This is a genomic window from Clostridium sp. LXY-7, assembly GCF_056172015.1.
Window position 1 is genome coordinate 1,075,647 of the sequence record NZ_JBLLJL010000001.1, and the last position, 21,854, is coordinate 1,097,500.

The window sequence follows — 21,854 nt, forward strand, 5'->3', positions numbered from 1 at the left end:
ATAATTTGAACTTATAACTTTATGTATATAGAGAAGAAAAAGTTTTTAATAGTGTATACGGAGGTTAATATGAGTGGAGTCACACATGATTATATGGAGCAGTACTTAAGAGAATTAATACCAGAGTATAGTGGAGTTTTAGCTGAACTTGAAGAGTTTGCTGAAAAGAATTTAGTTCCTATAGTTCAAAAGGAAACTTCAAAATTTCTTCAATTTATGATTACTTTAAAAAAACCTAGAAAAATATTAGAATTAGGTACAGCCATCGGATATTCATCTATTTTAATGTCTCTAACCTCAGGAAATACTGTACATATTACCACCATTGAAAGAGATGAAAACATGGTTAATATTGCTAGGGATAATATAAAAAAGATGAATTTAGATAGCAATATTAATGTAGTTCAAGGGGAGTGTTTAGAAATGCTTGAGCACCTTGATGATAAATATGATATGATTTTTATGGATGCTGGAAAAGGTCACTATGGTAACTTTTTACCTCATTGTTTAAGAATGCTTAAAGATGATGGAGTTATAATAGCAGACAATGTGTTATTTAGAGGAATGGTTGCAAATAAAGAATTAGTAAAAAGAAGAAAAATAACTATTGTAAAAAGAATGAAAAGCTATTTAGATATAGTTTCAAAGGATAAAGACTTAGTTACAACTGTACTTCCAATGGGAGATGGAATAGCATTAACAATAAGGAGGGACCAAAATGATAAAACCAGAATTATTAGCACCAGCAGGTAATTTAGAAAAATTAAAAGCAGCTATTAACTTTGGAGCAGATGCGGTTTATTTAGGCGGAAACAAACTTAATTTAAGAGCTTTTGCAGATAATTTTACCAATGAACAGTTAATAGAGGGGCTAGAATTTGCCCATACTAGAGGTAAAAAGGTATATGTTACCTTAAATGTATTTCCACATAATGAAGATTTAGATGGATTAGAAGATTATTTAATAGAATTGTATAATATGGGTGTAGATGCAATAATAGTTTCAGACCCAGGAATTATTATGACAGCTAGAGAAGTGGTTCCTAATCTAGAGATTCATTTAAGCACTCAAGCAAATACGGTTAACTGGAAAACTTGTGAGTTTTGGCATAAGATGGGCGTTAAGAGGATTGTTTTAGCAAGAGAACTGTCTTTAGATGAGATTAAAAATACTAAAAGTAAAATTCCAGAAACCTTAGAATTAGAGGTATTTATACATGGTTCTATGTGCATGTCATACTCAGGTAGATGTCTTCTTTCTAACTATATGACAGGAAGAGATGCAAATAGAGGTGGATGTGCTCAACCATGCAGATATAAATATCACTTAGTTGAAGAAAAAAGAGAGGGAGAATACTACCCAATAGTAGAAGATGAAAGAGGCACTTACATAATGAATTCGAAGGATCTTTGTATGATTGAACATATCCCAGAGGTTATTAGCACAGGGGCTATTTCATTAAAAATTGAGGGAAGAATGAAAAGCGCTTACTACGTGGCTACAGTTTGTAAGATTTATAGAGAAGCTATAGATAGTTACGTGGAGGATCCTGACAATTATAAATTTAATAAGAAATGGATTGAGGATTTAGATAAGCCAAGTCATAGAGAATACTACACAGGATTTTACCTTAATGAAGAGAATAAACAAATACAGAGTACTTCAGCGTATATAAGAAAATATGACATTGTAGGAGTTGTAAAATCCTATGATGAGGAAAAGAAAGTAGTTACTATAGAACAAAGAAATAAAGTATTTGATGGTGAATTAGTAGAGATAATGAAACCAGTTGGAGATAATATTGAAGTTAGATTAATGGACCTTCACGATGAAAGAGGCAATAAAATAGAAAGTGCTCCAAGTGCAAAAATGATATTTACTGCAATGGTTGATAAGGCTATGGAAGAAAATGATATAATAATTAAACCCAAGGAGGAAAACTAATGAATCGTCCAATATTAATAGGGATAACTGGGGGCACTGGATCTGGGAAAAGTACTATAGCTAGAGAAATATGCAAGAATTTTGATGAGCATTGCATAGCAATGATAGAGCAAGATTGTTATTATAAAGATCAAACACATTTAAACACTGAACAAAGAATGAAAACAAACTATGATCATCCTCATGCTTTTGATACTGAATTATTAGTAAAGCATTTAACTTCTTTGATTCAATGGAAATCTATAGAAAAGCCAATTTATGATTTTGAAATTCATAATAGAAAAACAGAAACAATAACAGTTGAATCTAGAGATATAATCATAGTAGAAGGAATATTAGTTCTTCAGGAAGAAATATTAAGAAATATGTTGGATATAAAAATATATGTAGATACAGATGCGGATGTAAGATTTATTAGAAGAATGTTAAGAGACGTTAAGGAAAGAGGAAGAACTATAGATTCCGTAATCACCCAATACTTAACGGTAGTGAAACAAATGCACGAGCAGTTCACTGAGAATACAAGAAAATATGCAGATATAATAATACCAGAAGGTGGACATAATAAAGTTGCTATTGATGTAATAATAGGAAAAATAAAGCAAATCCTTCATGATAAATAAAAAAAGTATATAATATCTCCCTTTAGTCAATTATTATGCTAGAGGGAGATGTTTTTTTATGAGATTTAATAGCCAGAAGCATGCAGTAAAAAGAATGTATACTTTTTGTGGACTTATTACTGTTTTATTTTTTCTACTTGTTGTTAGACTATTTTCTATTCAAATAAAAGAAGGAGAAGAATTAGCTGTATCAGCAAATTCTCAATATTATTATGAAGAAAATACAAGTGATCTAAACCTTAAGCTTTTAGATAGAAATAATGAATTGGTCTTTAATTATGAAAAAATTTATTATGCAGTTATTGATCCTAAAGTGTTTTTTACTATGAACAATGAAAGTATGTTTAAGGATATGAGAAATATTGCTTATGTACTTAGAACATATGATAAAGATTATGATTTGGACTTACTACAATATGATATAGAAAAAGGGAAAAAGCATTATGCTATTGATAATCAATGTTATGAAAAGCTTAGGGAAATAAAAGATGTTAAAGGTATATATACTTACGAATTTATGAAATCAAATAAAGCTAAGGATTGGAATATTAAAAATTTGTTAATTAATAATAGAAAATATTCAAATGATAAGGAGCTTAAGGATGAGGGAACTTTAGAAAGAGATTTATACGAGTATACGAAAAATAATAAAGTAGATAAGATTATATTTGAAAAAGATGTGAGCGAAAAAGTAATTAATGAAACTAAAGTTGAAAATGCAGATAATAGGAATGTAATGTTAACTTTAGATAATGATATTCAAAATAAAGCACAGGAGATATTACAAAAGGAAGATTATAAAATGTATTCTCAAATAGGAATACTATTAATGGAAAGTAATACAGGGGATATATTAGCCATGGCACAAAAAGATGATAAACTATCAAATGTAAATATAGGAGTGCCTAGTGGAAATGGATTTTTAATAGGATCAGTGTTTAAAACTATTGTTTATGAAGCTGCATTGAACAATAATTTAATAACTACAGATGAAATCTTCGATATACAAAATATTTTTGAACGTAAAAAAAATAACGAAAAGGCATCTAATGTATCTAGGGCCTATGCTATATCTTCAAATGATATATTTGCTCAAATAGGATGGAGGGTTGGTATGAATGTGTTATTTGAATATGCCAGCAAACATGGATTATTTGAGAAAGTATTAAATTTGCAAGATGAGAGAAATGGAATAATAGAAGGTTATGGTAAGGAGCACAATGATTATTTAATAACTAATACATCTATAGGTCAAACATTAAGAGTTACTCCAATAGAAGCCATAGCAATCCCTAATACAGTAGTTAATGACGGAGTGTATGTTAAACCTAGAATAATAAAAGAAGTACGAGAAAATGATGGCGATATAATAAATACTTATAAAACTGAGAGTAAAAGAATTTTTAATATAGATTTAGCTAAATATATGAAGAATGAAATGATTAATGTAGTTGAAAATCATGAGGGTACTGGAAAAAAAGCTAAACTTGAAGGAATAGAAATAGGAGGTAAAACTGGAACCACAGAATATTTTATAGGAGATAAAGAAGCTTCTGATGGATGGTTTTGTGGATTTTTCCAATATAATAATAAATATTATTCAATGGTAGTTTTTATTCCTGAAATTAACTTAGTAAATGATGCCGGTGGAGGAACAGCTTGTATTATATTTAGAGATTTAGTTGAAAATATAATAAATATGAGATATTTTAAATAGTTGGTCATGGTTTTCCATGACCAATTTTAATTTCAAAAACTTATTGTCAAGAAGGAAATTAAATTTTATAACTAAATATAATTCTAGCTATATAATAGGAAACAAATTATCTCTACTTGAATATTATATTAATAAGCATTATTAGGGGGAACATCAATGTTCTGTTTAAATTTACTACTAAATATACTAAGTGAGTATGCATTACTTACAGGATATGTAGCAGGAAATAATTCTTTTCCGCAGCCATTAACAGAAGATGAAGAAAGGCATTATTTAAACAAACTAAAAGAGGGAGATTGGGAATCAAAAAATATATTGGTGGAAAGAAACCTAAGATTGGTTGCACATATAGTAAAGAAATATTCATTTCCCGGGAAAGAGGTCGATGATTTAATATCTATTGGGACAGTAGGATTGATAAAAGCAATTGACTCTTTTGATAATTCTAAGGGGACGAGACTTGCAACATATGCAGCTAGATGTATTGAAAACGAAATATTAATGTTAATAAGAAATAACAAGAAAATTAAAGGAGAGGTGTATTTACAAGATCCTATAGGTTTAGATAAAGAAGGGAACGAAATTTCGCTCATGGATATATTGAGTAGCGATAAAGATTCTATTTTAGAAATAGTAGAAAATAAAATACAAGTTAAAAAATTGTATACTAAACTAAATACAGTTCTTCAAGAAAGGGAAAGATTGATAATAGAAATGAGATATGGATTAATTGACGGAAAGCCAAAAACTCAAAGAGAGATTGCAGCAATATTATCAATTTCTAGATCATATGTATCTAGGATAGAAAAAAGGGCCTTGAAAAAATTATTTAAGGAACTAAATACTAATATAGGTAATAAAAATATTTAATTCTATAGAGTACTAAAAGGGAGGAGGGCCTTCCTTTTTTTATTAATATAATTTCTAATTTAATTAATATAGATAGATTATAATAAGATGAAGTTTTAATTAACTATATTTATAATAAAATCTATTTGTATAATGTAGAAATTCAATTGCAACATATTAAAGTATATACCTTTACTAAAGCTATAAGAGATATCTAACATGACTATATAATATTATGAATTTTATATAGTCATGTTGGACATAATTCCAATAGATTATTATAGGAGGAGAGTAGCTGTGGAGTTAAAAGAAATTTTAAGACTAGCTGTGAAAATGAAGGCGTCAGATATACATATAGTACCAGAAGTACAACCTAAAATTAGAGTAGAGGGTATATTAGAAAATTTAACTAAAGACAGGTTAAGCAAAGAGATAGTGGAAGGTTACACAATGGAATTGCTAAGGGATAAATATGAGGAATATCAAGCTAAAGGGCAATTTGATCTAGGAATTAACTTAGAAGAAATAGGTAGATTTAGAGTGCATATTTACAAACAGATGGAAGGGAATACCTTAGCCATTAGAATAATACAAGGTACTATTCCTACATTAGAATCATTAGGCTTTTCTAAAATTATTAAAGAACTAACTCATATAGAAAATGGACTGATATTAGTGACAGGTGCTATTGGTAGTGGGAAGAGTACCACCGTAGCCGCTATGATTGACGAAATAAATTCTCATAGGCAATTGAATATCATAACGTTGGAGGATCCCATTGAATATATTCATAGTCATAAAAAATCCATAATAAATCAAAGAGAGTTAGGAAGAGATTTTTACAGTTATATAGAAGCTATTAGAGGAAGTTTAAGGAGTGATGGAGATATTGTATATATAGGCGAGCTAAGAGAAAAAGAAGCTATAAAAATGGCTTTAAATGCAGCAGAAACAGGGTATTTAGTTATATCTACTATGCACACATATTCAGCCTATAAAACTATAGATAGAATTATAAATTTTTTTCAAGGAGAAGAAGAGATAAGGGTAAGATATCAATTATCAACAGTGTTAAAAGCTATAATATGTCAAAGTCTTATTAGAAAAATTGATGGAAAAGGAAGAATAGCTGCTCAAGAAATAATGGTAAATATACCCGCCATACAGAACTTAGTAAGGGAGGGGAAATCATACCAAATCCCTTCAATAATACAAACAGGAGAAAAATATGGTATGAGGCTTATGGATAAACATATAGAAGAACTACGAAATTCTGGTATTATTGAATAAGCTAATTGTTAAGGAATCACAAAAAATATACCTTTATGAGAATATAAGTGTAGATTTTGGGATTTTATTTTTGTATGATACAAAACAAAGTCAATTAGCTATTGTAATTTTTTCACTTAGGTTTTATACTAATGTTAGAAATATAAGTAATTATAAGTGACATTTTATCAATATACTGATAAAATAAAAGGATTACTTGTATAAATTCTATTTGAATGATTAAATTTTGGAGGAATTCTAACTTTCTTGTTGAATATATTTCTTTGGAACTTCTTAGGGGAGGAGTAGGTGTAATGAAGGATTACATTGTTGGAATAGATATAAGTACATCAAAAGTATGTGGTATAGTTGGTAATTTGGGTGATGATAACAAAATAGAAGTTTTGGGTATAACTACCTATGATTGCCAAGGTGTTAAAGATAATAAAATTGTAAATATACATAATACATCTAAGGCAATATGTAATGTTATAAAGCACCTAGAAAATATTGTAGACAAGCAATTACAAGAAGTTTATTTCTCTATACCAATATCCATTTGTGAATCAGTAAGAGTAAAGGGGATTATACCTTTTTCGTCTTATAAAGAGATAACTTTACAGGATATAAATAATGTTAAGGATGCTATGCAGTTTTCAGTTTCTAGGAATAAAGAAATTATAGCTGTTGAAGTAGAGGAATATATAGTTGATGATATGAGAAATATAGACAATCCTTTAAAAATGAAAGCTAAAACTCTTCAAGGAGAAGGGGTTATGTTCATAGCTCCACTAGAGGAAGTAAATAAATTCAAAAGGTGTATGGAAGAGTGCGGTTTAATAGCTAAAGGAATGGTTGTTAGTGCATTAGGTATAGCTAAGGATACATTGAAAAAAGAAGAATTAGATAAAGGTGTAGCTATAATTGATATAGGAGCTACTAATACAGAGGTGACTACATTTAAAAGAAATTATTATTTAGATAGCTTTTCTGTACCATTAGGCGGAGACACTATAACTAATGATATTTCAATATGTCTAAATGTACCTAAAGAGAATAGTGATATTTTAAAATTTAAGTGCGGTAATTTAATAAAAGATACTTCTATGAAAAATCATAGAATAAGATCAAAATCAAGTGATGGAAAACTTATAGATGTTGATTATGATACTTTAGTTGATATAATATATGAAAGAGTTAAGGAATTGCTTGAAATTATTAAGACTAATCTTATTGAAAAAGAACTTTATAATCATATCAATGAAGTTGTAATAGTTGGAGGAGGAATTTCATTATTTCGAGACATTAATGTGGTTGCTACTGAAATTTTGGGAAAGAACTCTAGAGTAGGTGCTCCTAAATATATAGGTGCTGCTAATCCAATATATTCGACAGCCGCAGGTATTCTAAATGAAGTTATCAATGAAAATAAAGAAGTTGATTGTGTTTATGAAAAAGATAAAACTATAGAATGTGAAGAAGTTAAAAATAATAAGGGCATAATTTCTAAGCTAAAAAGTGTGTTTAAAAATTTTTCTAATGAGGAGGTAGTAAAGTGATAGATTTCGATGAACAAAATAAGAATATGTGTAAGATAAAGGTTATTGGTTGTGGTGGCGGAGGAAATAATGCTGTAAACAGAATGATTGAAGAAGGTTTGAAAAATGTAGAATTTATAGGTATAAATACAGATAAACAAGCATTGGCATTATCTAAAGCTGAACTTAAAATTCAATTAGGAGACAAGCTTACTAGAGGGCTAGGAGCAGGGGCAAACCCTGAAATTGGTAGAAAAGCTGCAGAAGAAAGTAAGGAAGAAATAATAGAAGCACTAAAAGGTGCAGATATGGTTTTTATAACTGCTGGAATGGGCGGAGGAACAGGAACAGGTGCTGCACCAGTAGTAGCTGAAATAGCTAAATCTATGGGCATATTAACTGTAGGTGTTGTTACTAAACCTTTCCAATTTGAAGGAAGAAAAAGAATGGTTCATGCTGAAACTGGTATAAAAGGATTAAAAGAATCAGTAGATACATTAGTTACTATTCCAAATGAAAGACTACTATCATTAGTAGATAAGAAAACTACCTTAGTAGAATCTTTTAGAAGAGCGGATGATGTATTAAGACAAGGTGTACAAGGTATATCAGACTTAATAACAATCACAGGATTAATAAACCTAGACTTTGCAGATGTAAAAACTATCATGGTGGATAAGGGACTTGCGCACATGGGAGTAGGAACAGGAAAGGGCGATAATAGGGCTCAAGAAGCTGCTAAACAAGCAATATCAAGTCCATTACTTGAAACTTCAATTATAGGTGCAACAGGAGTGCTTATAAACGTTACAGGTGGAAATGATTTATCTTTGATAGAAATTAATGAAGCAGCTAATATAGTTCAAGAAGAGGCAGATCCAGATGCAAATATTATATTTGGAGCTGTAATTGATGAAAACCTAAAAGATGAAATAAGAATTACAGTTATAGCTACTGGATTTGATAGTGATAGAGAAAAAGAAAAAGAAAATAATATTATGTTTGATACTGTAAGAAAAGAGACAAGTAAAGCAGAAGTTGCAGCAACAAAAGAGCCTGAAATAGTTAAAACTACAAAGGATGAAGATGATTTTGCTGTTCCAACTTGGTTAAGAAAAAATATGAGATAATAAAAATGTATAATAGAAAACAGTAGGGAAAAAATTCCCTACTGTTTTTTTGTTGTAGATTAATGTGAAAAAATCATCGTAAAATGACATAAAATTAAGGGAATAAAATAAGAACTTATGGTATAATTTTACAAATTTTACTTTTGTAACAGGTTATAATTAAATACAGGAGGTGAAGACATGGTAGTATGGTTAGATGTACTTATGGTGGAAAATTTTCTGGTGAATTTTTTCTTATTAACAGTGACAATGAGCACTTTAAAAAAAAGAAGTTCCCTATTAAGATTATTCATAGCATCCCTTGTGGGAAGTTCATATATAATTACAATGGTAGTTCCACAGCTTAATATGTTAACAAGAACTCCATTTAAGATCATAGTGGCAGTGGCGATGATAACTATCGTCAATGGCGGAAAAGAAGTTACAGCTATAATAAAGCATACCATAATATTTATATTATATTCCATGTTGTTAGCTGGTGTAACTTTCTATTTATCTATATCCAATGGAAATTACATAGATATAAATAGCAATATATATGATTTTTCATATAAAAATTTACTTTTAGCAATTATGGTGATATACATTGTAATTCACAGGGTTGTCATCTATGTAAAAGAAAGAAAATGTTTTGAAACTTTTATTTATAATATAGATATTTGTTTTAAAGAGCAAAAGAGAAGTATAAGAGCATTTCTAGATACAGGAAATGAGTTAAGAGAGCCAGCAACTAATTTACCAGTAATAATTGTAGAGAAAGATGTATTTAAGGATTTAAATCTAAAGGAATACAACACATATTGCATTCCTTATTCTGTTATAAGTGGGTCAACTGGTAGACTTATTGGAGTTAAGCCTGATTATATAACAATAGAACTTAATGGAAATGTTATAGAACAGAATGTAATAGTAGCTTTTTGTGATAAGAAACTAAGTAAGCATAATGATTATAAGGGATTATTATCAATAGGGATTATAAATTGAGGGGGAAGAGGTATGAAAAAAGTATTAAGTATTGTAAAAATAGCGGGAGAATGGTTTTACAGTTCTATTAATAAATTGCTCAGTAAATTTAAAATTTTTTCGCGACATATTTATTATATAGGGGGAAATGATGCATTACCTCCACCCTTATCGAAAGAAGAAGAAGAGGAGCTAGTAGAGTGTTTAGTTCAAGGAGATGAGAGCATTAGATCTATACTTATAGAAAGAAATTTAAGATTAGTAGTTTATATAGCAAGAAAATTTGAGAACACAGGAGTCAATGTAGAGGATTTGATTTCAGTAGGGACTATTGGTCTAATAAAAGCTGTTAACACATTTGCACCAGAAAAAAAAATAAAGCTAGCAACATATTCATCAAGATGCATTGAAAATGAAATACTAATGTACTTAAGAAGGAATAGTAAAATTAAAACAGAGATATCCTTTTATGAACCACTAAATATTGATTGGGATGGAAATGAACTATTGCTATCAGATATATTAGGAACTGACAGTAATGTAGTTTATAACTTTATTGAAGATGAGGTTGATAAACAATTATTAGTAATAGCTCTAAATAAGTTAAATGAAAGAGAACGAGAAATAATTGAATTGAGATTTGGCCTTAATGGAGAGCAGGAAAAAACTCAAAAAGAGGTTGCTGACATGCTTGGTATATCACAATCCTATATTTCTAGATTAGAGAAAAGAATAATAAAAAGATTAAAAAAAGAAATTAATAAAATGTTGTAAGGTTGTCTGTAGTATAAAAAATTCCTAGCAGGAGATAATTTAAATGTAACTATTCTGAAAGGAATGAGACCTTATGATGATCAATAAAGTAGAAATATGTGGAGTAAATACTTCTAAATTACCAGTTTTAAAAGAAAAAGAAATGAGAAATTTGTTGATAAGAATTCAAAGTGGAGAGAAAGCGTGTAGGGAGGAATTCATAAGGGGAAACCTTAGGTTGGTATTAAGTGTAATTCAAAGATTTAATAACAGAGGGGAAAATGTAGATGATTTATTTCAAGTGGGATGTATAGGTTTAATGAAAGCAGTAGATAATTTTGATTTGTCTCAGAATGTAAGATTTTCGACTTATGCAGTTCCTATGATTATAGGAGAAATAAGAAGATATTTAAGAGATAATAATTCTATAAGGGTTAGCAGGTCTTTAAGAGATGTGGCTTATAAGGCATTGCAAGTAAGAGATAGGTTAGTAAATAAAGATAATAAAGAACCTACAGTGTCTCAGATAGCACAAGAACTTAACCTTCCTAAGGAAGAAGTGGTTTTTGCATTAGATGCAATTCAAGATCCTATATCATTATTCGAGCCGATTTATCATGATGGTGGAGATGCTATCTATGTAATGGATCAAATAAGTGATAATAAAAACTTGGATGAAGGTTGGCTTGAAAATATATCAATTAAAGAAGCTATGAAAAAATTAACAGATAGAGAAAAATTAATACTAAATTTGAGATTTTTTCATGGTAGAACTCAGATGGAAGTTGCTGATGAGATAGGAATATCACAAGCACAAGTTTCAAGATTGGAGAAAACTGCATTAAAGCATATGAGAAAGCATGTATAAGAGAGCCTTTGGCTCTTTTTTAGTTCTATTATGTAAATTTAAATAATAAATATAAAGTAATGTTTGAGAAAATTTTAAATCTTAAGGGGGAGTGTATATGGAACTACCAATGTTTGCAATTAATAATCTTAGAATTATGGAAATTATAGATATTAATAGTGGAAGTAAATTAGGATATATTAAAGATTTTAAAATAGATTGTGAAGCGTATAAAGTAGTTAGTATAATAATTCCATTACAAAAATCAGGATGGTTCTCTAAAAAAAATGATATAGAGATACCTTGGGAAAAAATAAAAAAGATAGGCATAGATGTAATATTAATAGATGGCGAAGGCATAATTGACAATAATAGTAACTTATAAAAATATATTACTATATACAAAACACTTAATTTTTGTGTATAATCTTAATATAATACAGAAAAGGATGTGAATAGCATGAAATGTCCTTATTGTAATGGAGATGAAAGTAAGGTTGTAGATTCTAGATCAACAGAAGATAATATTGCCATAAGGAGAAGAAGGGAATGTTTAAAGTGTAACAAAAGATACACTACCTACGAAAAAATTGAGTATATTCAGCTTTCAGTTGTAAAAAGAGATTTGACAAGAGAGGTTTTTAACAGAGATAAAATTATAAATGGTATAATAAGAGCCTGTGAAAAAAGACCTATTTCTAGGAATGATATAGAGAAGATTGTGAACTATATAGAAAAGGAACTCAATAATAACATGACTACTGAAATAACTTCAGAGGATGTTGGAGAAATGGTGTTAAATATGCTTAAAGATATTGATGAAGTAGCATATGTAAGATTTGCATCAGTTTATAGAAAGTTTGATGATATAAATAGTTTCATGGAAGAAATAATAAAGCTTAATGGGAATAAGTAAAATAAATATTTTACTTATTTTTTTCTATAAAGATTTATAAGGAGGATTAAGGAATTTTGATAAACTTTAAAAATGAATACTTAGAGTATAGTATAGGTAATATAAGGGTAGTATTTACCACTAAAAAGAATGATAAAAGTTATAATAAAAATACTAGTGAAGGAAAAGAAAACTTAAAAAAACTTAAGTCCATATTTAATTTGGGTGAGATCATATATGTGAATCAAATTCATAGTGATATAGTCATAGATTATAATGGAAGTGAATATATACAAAGCAATGATGGAGATGGAATAGTAACAAATCTAAATAATGTTGCTATAGGAGTTTTTACAGCAGATTGTGTTCCTGTTATAATGGTAGATGAAGAAAAAAAAGTTATTGCAGCAATTCATAGTGGATGGAGAGGTACCATAAGTAACATAGTTGGAAAAGCAATTGAAACTATGGAAGTGAATTATGGGTCTGTTCCCAAAAATATTAGGGTATTTATTGGCCCTCATAATAAAGAATGTTGCTATCAGGTTAGTGAAGAACTCATAAATATGTTTAAGGAAAATATCATATTTAAAAATGATGAAACAATACATAATGGGAGATACTTAAATCTACAAAGATGTATAGAACTACAATTATTAGATAGACATGTTCTACAAGAAAATATAGAATTCTGTAATCTATGTACTTACTGTAATAGTGATATTAAATTTTATTCTTATAGAAGGGAAGAAGATAGAGAGGGAAGAATGTATTCTTTTGTATTTATTGAGTAAGGGGAGATAATTATGTTAGATAAAAAAATTTTAGTAGTAGATGATGAGGAACATATTCTAGAGTTAATTAAGTTTAATCTAATGAAAGAAGGGTATAGGGTTATTACTGCAGATAATGGTAAGGATGCACTAAATATGGCAATTCAAGAGTATCCAGATTTAATTCTTTTAGATTTAATGCTACCAGGTTTAGATGGATTAGAAGTGTGTAAAGAGATTAGAAAAAACTCATCAATCCAAGGGATATCAATAATAATGCTTACGGCTAAAGGTGAAGAGTTAGATAAAATATTAGGATTAGAATTAGGAGCAGACGACTATATAACAAAACCGTTCTCTGTAAGGGAATTAATGGCAAGAGTGAAAGCGATTTTAAGAAGAACTAATTCAAAACAAGAAGACATCACATTTAAATTTGGTGATATAACTATAGATTTTCAAAGACATGAAGTTAAGAAAAATAGCGAAAAGGTTGAATTAACATTAAAGGAATTTGAATTATTGGAAATACTTATAAAAAACAAGGGTAAGGTTATGACTAGGGACTTTTTGCTAGATAAAATATGGGGCTATGAATACATTGGTGAAACAAGAACTGTAGATGTTCATGTAAGACATTTAAGACAAAAGATAGAAAGTGATGATAAGAATCCTATGTACATTAGAACTATAAGAGGTATTGGATATAAGTTTAATTATGGTGAGGATTATGAGTATTAATAGGACATCGGGTAGCATGAAAAAAAAATTAATGGCTTATATAATGGTAGTATTAATATTTGTATTAATTTTTGTAAGCCTATTGTTTTATGCGATATCTAATTATGAAAAGGAGCAGAGAACAAAAGAAGAATTAACTATATATAATCACTTTTTCCAAAGCGATTTTTATTCTGAAAATAACAGTAAAACTAAAGAACTAATACAGGAGTTAAAAAATATTGGAGTGAGAGTAACTGTAATTGATGTAGATGGAGTAGTGATTTTTGATTCTATACATGATGCTAAATCACTATCTAATCATAATGATAGAGAAGAAATTATTGATGCAAGAAAAGATGGTGAAGGCTATGTTATAAGACATAGTATTTCACAAGGAAAAACAAATATGTATTTTTCTACTGTTTTACAAGATGGTAATATACTTAGGACTTCTAAAGAAATTTCATCAATATACAGTATAAATAGTTCTTATATGATTTTGTATATATTGGCTGGAATGATTATACTTGTTATATCTTTTTGGTTGTCAAGTAAATTATCCTACATAATAGTTAAACCTATTAGGGATTTAGATAATATAACATCTATGATAGCTAAAGGTGATTTTGGAAGAAGAGTAAGAGTGACTAGTAATGATGAATTGGGGAAGCTGGCAAGTAATTTTAATTTTATGGCAGATAAACTAGAAAATAGCTTAAATGAGTTAAAGGAAAAACAAAATAGACTTTCTGCAATATTAGAGAGTATGGAGAGTGGAGTTATTGCAATAGATAATACTGATAAGGTTATAATGATAAATAACTATGCAAAGAATTTATTTAACATTACTAATGATGTTGTTGGAAATAATATTCAAAATATATGTAAGGAAATAAACTTCAATAAGGTTCTTAGCACTAGTGATGAAGAGGTACAAGAAGTAAAGTTAGTAACTCCAATGTATAAGGTTCTTAAGTTTAGAACTGCGGATATTATAATAAATAGTAATCAGCATATAGGGGCAGTAACAGTTATTAATGACATAACAGAAGTCAAAAAATTGGAGAATATGAGAACTGAGTTTGTAGCTAATGTATCTCATGAACTAAAAACTCCATTAACATCTATAAGGGGATTTACAGAGACGTTAAAATATGTAGATGATGATGATACTAGAATTAAATTTTTAAATATAATTGAAGAAGAAACTGAGAGGCTTACTAGATTGATAAATGATATATTAATCTTATCTAATATAGAGCAATCTAAAGAAGTTAGAAATGAATATTTCTATGTAGACAAAATTATTGAAAGTGTTTACGATCTAGTTCAAAACCAGGCTAAAAATAAGAATATAGAAATTAATCTTAGTCTAAATAGTAATAGGGGAATTTTTGCAGATCCAGATAGATTTAAGCAAATGATTATTAATTTAGTTGATAATGCAATTAAGTATAATAATGAGGGTGGTAAAGTATTTATTTCTACTAAAAATTTAGATAAAAATATAGAGATAGTAGTTGAGGATACCGGAATTGGTATAAAAAAGGATTATATTGATAGATTATTTGAAAGATTTTATAGAGTGGATAAAGCAAGATCTAGAGTTAAAGGTGGAACCGGATTAGGGTTAGCTATAGTAAAGCATATTGTTTTAGATATGCATGGAAGTATAAATGTAGACAGTACCTTAGGTAAAGGTACAAAGTTTATAATAAAAATATGATATATTAGTAAAAGAGAACCTAACTCAACTTTGAGTTAGGTTTTTTACATGGAGTTTATTATCTTTAGATACAACTATTGAAGCGACTAGAGTGGAGGAATATGAAAGAAGTTTCTGTAGTTGCTGAGAAAATACGAAGATTATTTGAAAAATACTGTTAAATACATTTAACATTACTATAATACTAGTTTAACTTATATTGAGTATACTAAAGTTATAAAAATAAGAAATCAAATTGTAATTAGTGGAGGTAATAAAAAATGAAAAAGAGAGGATTGAAATTAATTATAGCAGCTCTTGCGGTGACTATTATAGGAGGAGCATTTGTAGGGTGTTCATCAAAAAGTGATGGGTCAGATAATGATTCAGGCACATCAACAGGAGGAAGTAAACTCGTTACCATTACAGTATCTGGATCAACTTCTGTAGGTCCATTGATGGAAAAAGAAGCAGAGGTATTTCAAGGCAAAAATAAAAATATAACAGTGGAAATTCAACAAATAGGTTCATCAGCAGGAATTAAAAATGCTATTCAAGGTGTTAGTGAGCTTGGAATGTCATCAAGAGAATTAAAAGATGAAGAAAAGAGTCAAATAAAAGAAGAAATTATAGCTTATGATGGAATAGCACTAGTAGTAAATCCTAAAAATACAGTTACTAATTTGACAATGGAACAGCTTAAAGGAATATATACAGGTAAAATCACTAATTGGAAAGAAGTAGGTGGCAATGATTCACCTATAGTTGTAGTTTCAAGAGAAGATGGTTCGGGAACAAGAAGTGCATTTGAAGAATTAGTAGGATTTAAGGGTGAGGAGATGATACAAACAGCATCAATATCTCAAGGTAATGGAGCAGTAAAAAATACTGTGGTAACTAATGAGAATGCTATAGGATATCTTTCATTTGAATTGCTTTATAAAGAAGGCGGATCACTAGATGATACAATAAAAGCTAGTAAAATAGAGAATATAGATCCAACAGCAGATAATGTACTTAATAAAACATATAAACTATCAAGACCATTTATAGTTGCTTATAAGGAAGATAAAATATCTGCTGAGGGTAAGCAATTTATAGAATTTATTAAAAGTGAAGAAGGACAACAAATAGCTAAAAGCAAAGGGGCTATACCTCTTAAATAAAAAATAACTAATAATTTATTACTCAATTATACAATGTTTCCCCAAGAATATTTAATACGAAGCTATAGGTATGAAATTTATGCCTATAGTTTTTTCTATTAAGTACATTATTTTCTGAAAATTACATAACATAAAGGCATAATTTATGTTATGTAAAATTTCTTTAACATTCATATAATATAAACTTAATTTTCAATGTGTAGAATAACCTTAAGAGGGATTTAAAGAGAGATATTTAACAGTAAAAATTACTTAATTGATTTGGAGGTATTATACAGATATGAATAATAAATATAGGGGGAAAAATACTAATAGTAAGTATATAATAGAATCCACATCTAAATATGTGTTTATGGCATGTGCGTTCATTGCGGTTATAACACTAGCACTAATTATTGGATTTGTATTTTATAAAGGCTTAAATCCATTTGTGTCAGGGAAGTATTCAATTATAGATTTTTTAACAGGTAGAAAATGGTTTCCGAGTTCAGGGAAATTTGGAGTACTTCCTATGATTATAGCATCTATATATGGTACTTTTGGGGCATTAATAATAGGAATTCCCATAGGGATATTAACAGCGGTATTCATAGTAGAAATTGCACCTAAGTGGATGGCAAAAATAGTTTCACCTGCGGTTCAGCTGCTTGCAGGTATACCTTCAGTTTTATTTGGTATATTTGGGTTAGCAGTGATAGTTCCTAGAATACAAGAAATTTTGAATCTACCCAAAGGGCAAAGTTTACTAGCTATAATCATAGTACTTTCAATTATGATGCTACCTACAATAATAACGGTTGCGGAGACCTCTATAAGAGCAGTACCACAAAGTTTTAAAGAGGCATCTCTTGCACTAGGAGCATCAAAAATAGAAACTATAGTAAAAGTAGTAATACCAGCGGCAAAATCAGGAATTTTAGCAGCTGTAGTACTAGGATTAGGAAGAGCGCTTGGAGAAACCATGGCAGTTATTTTAGTGGCTGGTAATAGTCCAGTAATTCCCCATAGCATAACTGATAGTGTGAGGCCACTTACAACTAATATTGCACTTGAAATGGGATATGCATTTGGAACACATCAAGATATGCTTTTTGCTACAGGAATTGTATTATTCTCATTTATAATGCTATTAAATATAATATTATCTAAAATTTCTTCAAAGGTAGGTAATTAGAATGAGAAAGATTAAAGATTATATTTACAACATATTATTTTGGCTTTCAGCAATAATAACTGTGGGAATTTTAGTTATAATAATCGGATTCATATTTATAAAAGGTGCAAGTAAGATTAATTTAAACTTTATTTTTGGTGGATATTCTGCGGATGGGACTGGCGGAATTTTCCCTATGATTATAACTACTATATATACAGTTGCGATATCTTTACTTATAGCTACACCTGTAGGAATATTGGCAGCTATATATCTTCAAGAATATGCGAAGCAAGGTAAGATAGTAAAGGTTATAAGATTTGCTACTGAAAGTTTATCTGGAATACCATCAATTATATATGGATTATTTGGAAGTGTATTCTTTGTTACTGCATTAAAGCTAAACTTCTCAATATTGGCTGGGTCCTTAACTTTAGCGATTATTGTTTTACCAATTATAATAAGAACTACAGAAGAAGCTATAAAAACGGTGCCTATATGGTATAAGGAAGCATCTTTAGGGCTGGGTGCAACAAGATTCCAAACCCTATATAAAATAATAATACCTAGTTCTATGCCAGGTATACTATCAGGAATTATTCTTTCTATTGGAAGAATAATAGGAGAGTCAGCAGCTATATTGCTTACAGCGGGAACAGTGGCAGCAATGCCTAAAGGCATTATGTCCAGTGCTAGAACTCTTACAGTACATGCCTATTTAGTTACAAATGAAGCTGGAAATATAGAGTTAGCATGTGCTGTTGGTATAGTATTGATAGTTATTATCTTAGTGTTAAATATTATAGCTAAATTAATTACTAAGAGATTTAGCAAAGCTAATTATTAAAGCATCGAAAAATAAGTTAATTTATGGGAGGGAACTATGACTATAATAGCTACTAAAAATTTAAATTTATACTATGGTTCTAATCATGCATTAAAGGATATAAATATTGATATTAATGCAAATAAAGTTACTGCATTAATAGGACCATCAGGATGTGGGAAATCAACTTTCTTAAGATCAATAAATAGAATGAATGATTTAATAGATTCAGTAAAAATAACTGGAGAGGTTAACTTTGAAGGAAAAAACATCTATGATAATTATGATGAGATTGAATTAAGGAGAAGAGTTGGCATGGTTTTTCAAAAGCCAAATCCTTTTCCAATGAGTATTTATGATAATATTGCCTATGGTCCAAGAATTCATGGAATAAGAGATAAAAGAAAATTAGATGAAATAGTAGAGACATCTTTAAAAGGGGCAGCGCTATGGAGCGAAGTTAAAGATAGATTAAAGAAGAGTGCACTAGGACTATCAGGAGGTCAGCAACAAAGACTTTGTATAGCAAGAAGTTTAGCTGTGGAACCAGAGATATTATTAATGGATGAGCCAACTTCAGCACTTGATCCTATTTCCACTAATAAGGTGGAAGAACTTATGGAAGAACTAAAGAAGAAATATACAGTTATAATTGTTACTCATAATATGCAGCAAGCAGGAAGAATATCAGATTACACGGCATTTTTTCTAAATGGGGAAATAATAGAATATGATAAAACTACAGACATATTTTATAAACCTAGAGATAAAAGAACTGAGGATTATATAACAGGAAGATTTGGTTAATAGGGAGGGATATATATGACGAGAACAATATTTGATAGATTATTTGAGGAACTAAGCAATGAACTTATGGCAATGGGACATAAGGTCGAAAAACAAATTTCAGATTCTATAACATCACTAGTAAATCAAGATATAGAATTGGCAGATGAGGTAATAAATAATGATGATGAAATAGATGATATGCAAACGAACATTGAAGATAGATGTATTAGGTTAATTGCAAAGGAACAACCTATTGCTACTGATTTAAGAGGTATATTTACCATGATTAAGATAGTTACAGATTTAGAGAGAATGGCTGATCATGCTGTAGATATAGCAAGAATAACAAAGCAGTTAGCTGGTGAAAAGTACATTAAGGCACTAATTGATATACCAAGAATGGGAGAAATCGTGCAAGAAATGATAGAAAATAGTTTAAAAGCTTATATTGATAGAGATCAAGAGTTAGCTTATGAGGTATGTAAGAGGGATGATACTGTGGATGCTATATATAGGCAAGTATTTAGCGAATTGTTATTACTAATGATAGAGAATCCTAAAATTTCAACTCAAGCAACAAGATTCTTGTTCATATGTAAATACTTAGAACGAGTTGCAGATCATACAACTAATATTTGTGAATGGACAATTTATTTAATCAGTGGAAAGAAAATATATCTAAATGAGTAGAAGAAATCTCTTATTCTTATAAAAACTGAGGATAAGAGATTTTTCATATCTATTTAAAAATATGAAATCCATTGACTAGAATAATTAATTGATATAATATAACATATTAGTGGACATAATGAAAATAATATTAAAATCACACTTTGATAAAGGGAAGTGATAGAATGAGTAATGAAATTAGCAAGGTGTTATATAATAGTATTGCAGAAGAGGTAGGTTTAGAGCAAGGAGATAAAATACTTACTATAAATAATAGTAGTGTTAAGGATATTATTGACTATAAATTCTTAGTTACGGATGAGGAATTAGTCCTTGAAGTTGAGAAGGCTAATGGTGAAATATGGGAGATTGAAATTGAAAAAGAATATGATGAAGATTTAGGCATTGTGTTTAGGGAAGCTATTTTAGATAAACCTATGAGTTGTCATAATAAGTGCGTATTTTGTTTTATTGACCAACTTCCAAAAGGTATGAGAGATACTCTTTATTTTAAAGATGATGATTCAAGATTATCATTTCTTCAAGGAAATTTTCTAACTCTCACTAATATGAAGGAAGAAGATATTGATAGAATAATAAAATATAAAATAAGCCCTATAAATATTTCAGTACATACTACAAATCCAAAGTTAAGAATAAAAATGCTACATAATAGATTTGCAGGAAACATCTATGAGAGGTTAAAGAAGTTAGCAGCAGCTGGCATCAAAATGAATACTCAAATAGTATGTTGTCCAGGTCTAAATGATGGTGAAGAATTAATTAAAACAGTAGAAGACTTAAGTAAGCTTTATCCTAATGTAAATAGTGTAGCAATAGTTCCTATTGGGGTTACTAAATTTAGAGAGGGACTATATCCATTAAAGCTATTTACAAAGGAGACTTCTAAGCAAAATATAGATTTAATGAAAAGTCTTCAAGATAAATATTTGGATAAAATTGGAACTCCTTTTGCAAGATTGTCTGATGAATTTTATATAGTATCTGGAGAAGCTATTCCACAGGAAGAACATTATGAGGATTATGAACAGATAGAAGATGGAGTAGGTATGGTAAGGATGTTATATAATACTATTGATAGAGATATAAAATTATTAAATAAGCATAAAAAAGGTAGTTTTACTTTTGTTACAGGAACCCTTATATATCCTGTAATAAAAGAAATAGGCGAAAAGATTGAAAGTATTAATAGTAGAATAAGCATAAGAAGTGAAAAAATTGTTAATGATTTTTTTGGAGATACTATTACTGTAACAGGGTTGTTAACAGGAAGTGATATTATTAATACTCTGAAAGATAAGGAACTAGGAGAATATATAGTACTTCCAAATAATATTATAAAAAAAGGATATGAACTTTTAGATACGTCAGAACTTATATTATTAGATAACTTTACAATAAAGGACTTAGAAAGTAAGTTAAATAGAAAAATTTTATTATGTGATTATACAGGAGAAAATTTGATTTCTATAATAAATGAACATTTAAAGGAGGATTAAT

The 21,854-nt window shown here is 29.1% G+C and carries 22 protein-coding genes; all 22 read left to right on the forward strand.

Going from position 1 to position 21,854, the window contains the following annotated elements; translation table 11 throughout:
- The first annotated feature begins 69 nt into the window (after positions 1 to 69).
- Positions 70 to 753: an O-methyltransferase gene (locus ACI48Q_RS05080; RefSeq protein WP_474917958.1), complete on the forward strand. Its 684-nt coding sequence runs from the start codon at positions 70 to 72 to the stop codon at positions 751 to 753.
- The gene (locus ACI48Q_RS05085) at positions 719 to 1,945 is read left to right on the forward strand and encodes a peptidase U32 family protein (RefSeq protein ID WP_474917959.1); all 1,227 of its coding nucleotides are present in this window, start codon (positions 719 to 721) and stop codon (positions 1,943 to 1,945) included. The genes ACI48Q_RS05080 and ACI48Q_RS05085 overlap by 35 nt, the downstream gene beginning before the upstream one ends.
- Entirely contained in the window at positions 1,945 to 2,568 is a 624-nt protein-coding gene (gene udk / locus ACI48Q_RS05090; RefSeq protein WP_474917960.1) for a uridine kinase, read from the forward strand. The genes ACI48Q_RS05085 and udk overlap by 1 nt, the downstream gene beginning before the upstream one ends.
- 58 nt (positions 2,569 to 2,626) lie before the next feature.
- A complete protein-coding gene (locus ACI48Q_RS05095; protein ID WP_474917961.1) occupies positions 2,627 to 4,285 on the forward strand; it encodes a penicillin-binding transpeptidase domain-containing protein in 1,659 nt (552 codons plus the stop codon).
- Between the two features lie 156 nt (positions 4,286 to 4,441).
- The gene (gene sigK / locus ACI48Q_RS05100) at positions 4,442 to 5,155 is read left to right on the forward strand and encodes an RNA polymerase sporulation sigma factor SigK (protein WP_474917962.1); all 714 of its coding nucleotides are present in this window, start codon (positions 4,442 to 4,444) and stop codon (positions 5,153 to 5,155) included.
- A 276-nt stretch (positions 5,156 to 5,431) separates the two neighbouring features.
- Positions 5,432 to 6,424 (forward strand): type IV pilus twitching motility protein PilT, encoded by a 993-nt coding sequence (locus ACI48Q_RS05105; protein ID WP_474917963.1) that lies wholly within the window; start codon positions 5,432 to 5,434, stop codon positions 6,422 to 6,424.
- A gap of 293 nt (positions 6,425 to 6,717) precedes the next feature.
- A complete protein-coding gene (gene ftsA / locus ACI48Q_RS05110) occupies positions 6,718 to 7,962 on the forward strand; it encodes a cell division protein FtsA (protein WP_474917964.1) in 1,245 nt (414 codons plus the stop codon).
- Positions 7,959 to 9,071, forward strand: a complete 1,113-nt coding sequence (gene ftsZ, locus ACI48Q_RS05115; protein ID WP_474917965.1) for a cell division protein FtsZ — start codon at positions 7,959 to 7,961, stop codon at positions 9,069 to 9,071. The genes ftsA and ftsZ overlap by 4 nt, the downstream gene beginning before the upstream one ends.
- A gap of 180 nt (positions 9,072 to 9,251) precedes the next feature.
- A complete protein-coding gene (gene spoIIGA, locus ACI48Q_RS05120) occupies positions 9,252 to 10,055 on the forward strand; it encodes a sigma-E processing peptidase SpoIIGA (RefSeq protein ID WP_474917966.1) in 804 nt (267 codons plus the stop codon).
- A 12-nt stretch (positions 10,056 to 10,067) separates the two neighbouring features.
- Entirely contained in the window at positions 10,068 to 10,808 is a 741-nt protein-coding gene (sigE, locus tag ACI48Q_RS05125; protein WP_474917967.1) for an RNA polymerase sporulation sigma factor SigE, read from the forward strand.
- 73 nt (positions 10,809 to 10,881) lie between these two features.
- Positions 10,882 to 11,655, forward strand: a complete 774-nt coding sequence (sigG, locus tag ACI48Q_RS05130) for an RNA polymerase sporulation sigma factor SigG (protein WP_474917968.1) — start codon at positions 10,882 to 10,884, stop codon at positions 11,653 to 11,655.
- Between the two features lie 97 nt (positions 11,656 to 11,752).
- Complete coding sequence (locus ACI48Q_RS05135; RefSeq protein WP_474917969.1) at positions 11,753 to 12,019, forward strand: YlmC/YmxH family sporulation protein; 267 nt, start codon at positions 11,753 to 11,755, stop codon at positions 12,017 to 12,019.
- A gap of 75 nt (positions 12,020 to 12,094) precedes the next feature.
- On the forward strand, positions 12,095 to 12,550 hold the full coding sequence (gene nrdR, locus ACI48Q_RS05140; RefSeq protein ID WP_474917970.1) for a transcriptional regulator NrdR: 456 nt from the start codon (positions 12,095 to 12,097) through the stop codon (positions 12,548 to 12,550).
- Positions 12,551 to 12,606: 56 nt separating this feature from the next.
- The gene (pgeF, locus tag ACI48Q_RS05145; RefSeq protein WP_474917971.1) at positions 12,607 to 13,323 is read left to right on the forward strand and encodes a peptidoglycan editing factor PgeF; all 717 of its coding nucleotides are present in this window, start codon (positions 12,607 to 12,609) and stop codon (positions 13,321 to 13,323) included.
- 12 nt (positions 13,324 to 13,335) lie between these two features.
- Positions 13,336 to 14,043 (forward strand): response regulator, encoded by a 708-nt coding sequence (locus ACI48Q_RS05150; RefSeq protein ID WP_474917972.1) that lies wholly within the window; start codon positions 13,336 to 13,338, stop codon positions 14,041 to 14,043.
- Positions 14,033 to 15,751, forward strand: coding sequence for a HAMP domain-containing sensor histidine kinase (locus ACI48Q_RS05155; protein ID WP_474917973.1), 1,719 nt, complete (start codon positions 14,033 to 14,035; stop codon positions 15,749 to 15,751). The genes ACI48Q_RS05150 and ACI48Q_RS05155 overlap by 11 nt, the downstream gene beginning before the upstream one ends.
- 260 nt (positions 15,752 to 16,011) lie before the next feature.
- On the forward strand, positions 16,012 to 16,896 hold the full coding sequence (locus ACI48Q_RS05160; protein ID WP_474917974.1) for a phosphate ABC transporter substrate-binding protein: 885 nt from the start codon (positions 16,012 to 16,014) through the stop codon (positions 16,894 to 16,896).
- A 280-nt stretch (positions 16,897 to 17,176) separates the two neighbouring features.
- The gene (pstC, locus tag ACI48Q_RS05165; RefSeq protein WP_474917975.1) at positions 17,177 to 18,070 is read left to right on the forward strand and encodes a phosphate ABC transporter permease subunit PstC; all 894 of its coding nucleotides are present in this window, start codon (positions 17,177 to 17,179) and stop codon (positions 18,068 to 18,070) included.
- A gap of 1 nt (position 18,071) precedes the next feature.
- A complete protein-coding gene (pstA, locus tag ACI48Q_RS05170) occupies positions 18,072 to 18,896 on the forward strand; it encodes a phosphate ABC transporter permease PstA (protein ID WP_474917976.1) in 825 nt (274 codons plus the stop codon).
- Positions 18,897 to 18,932: 36 nt separating this feature from the next.
- Positions 18,933 to 19,682, forward strand: coding sequence for a phosphate ABC transporter ATP-binding protein PstB (gene pstB, locus ACI48Q_RS05175; protein WP_474917977.1), 750 nt, complete (start codon positions 18,933 to 18,935; stop codon positions 19,680 to 19,682).
- Positions 19,683 to 19,697: 15 nt separating this feature from the next.
- On the forward strand, positions 19,698 to 20,354 hold the full coding sequence (gene phoU, locus ACI48Q_RS05180; RefSeq protein WP_474917978.1) for a phosphate signaling complex protein PhoU: 657 nt from the start codon (positions 19,698 to 19,700) through the stop codon (positions 20,352 to 20,354).
- A 164-nt stretch (positions 20,355 to 20,518) separates the two neighbouring features.
- A complete protein-coding gene (locus ACI48Q_RS05185; protein WP_474917979.1) occupies positions 20,519 to 21,853 on the forward strand; it encodes a DUF512 domain-containing protein in 1,335 nt (444 codons plus the stop codon).
- The last annotated feature ends 1 nt before the right edge of the window (position 21,854 follow it).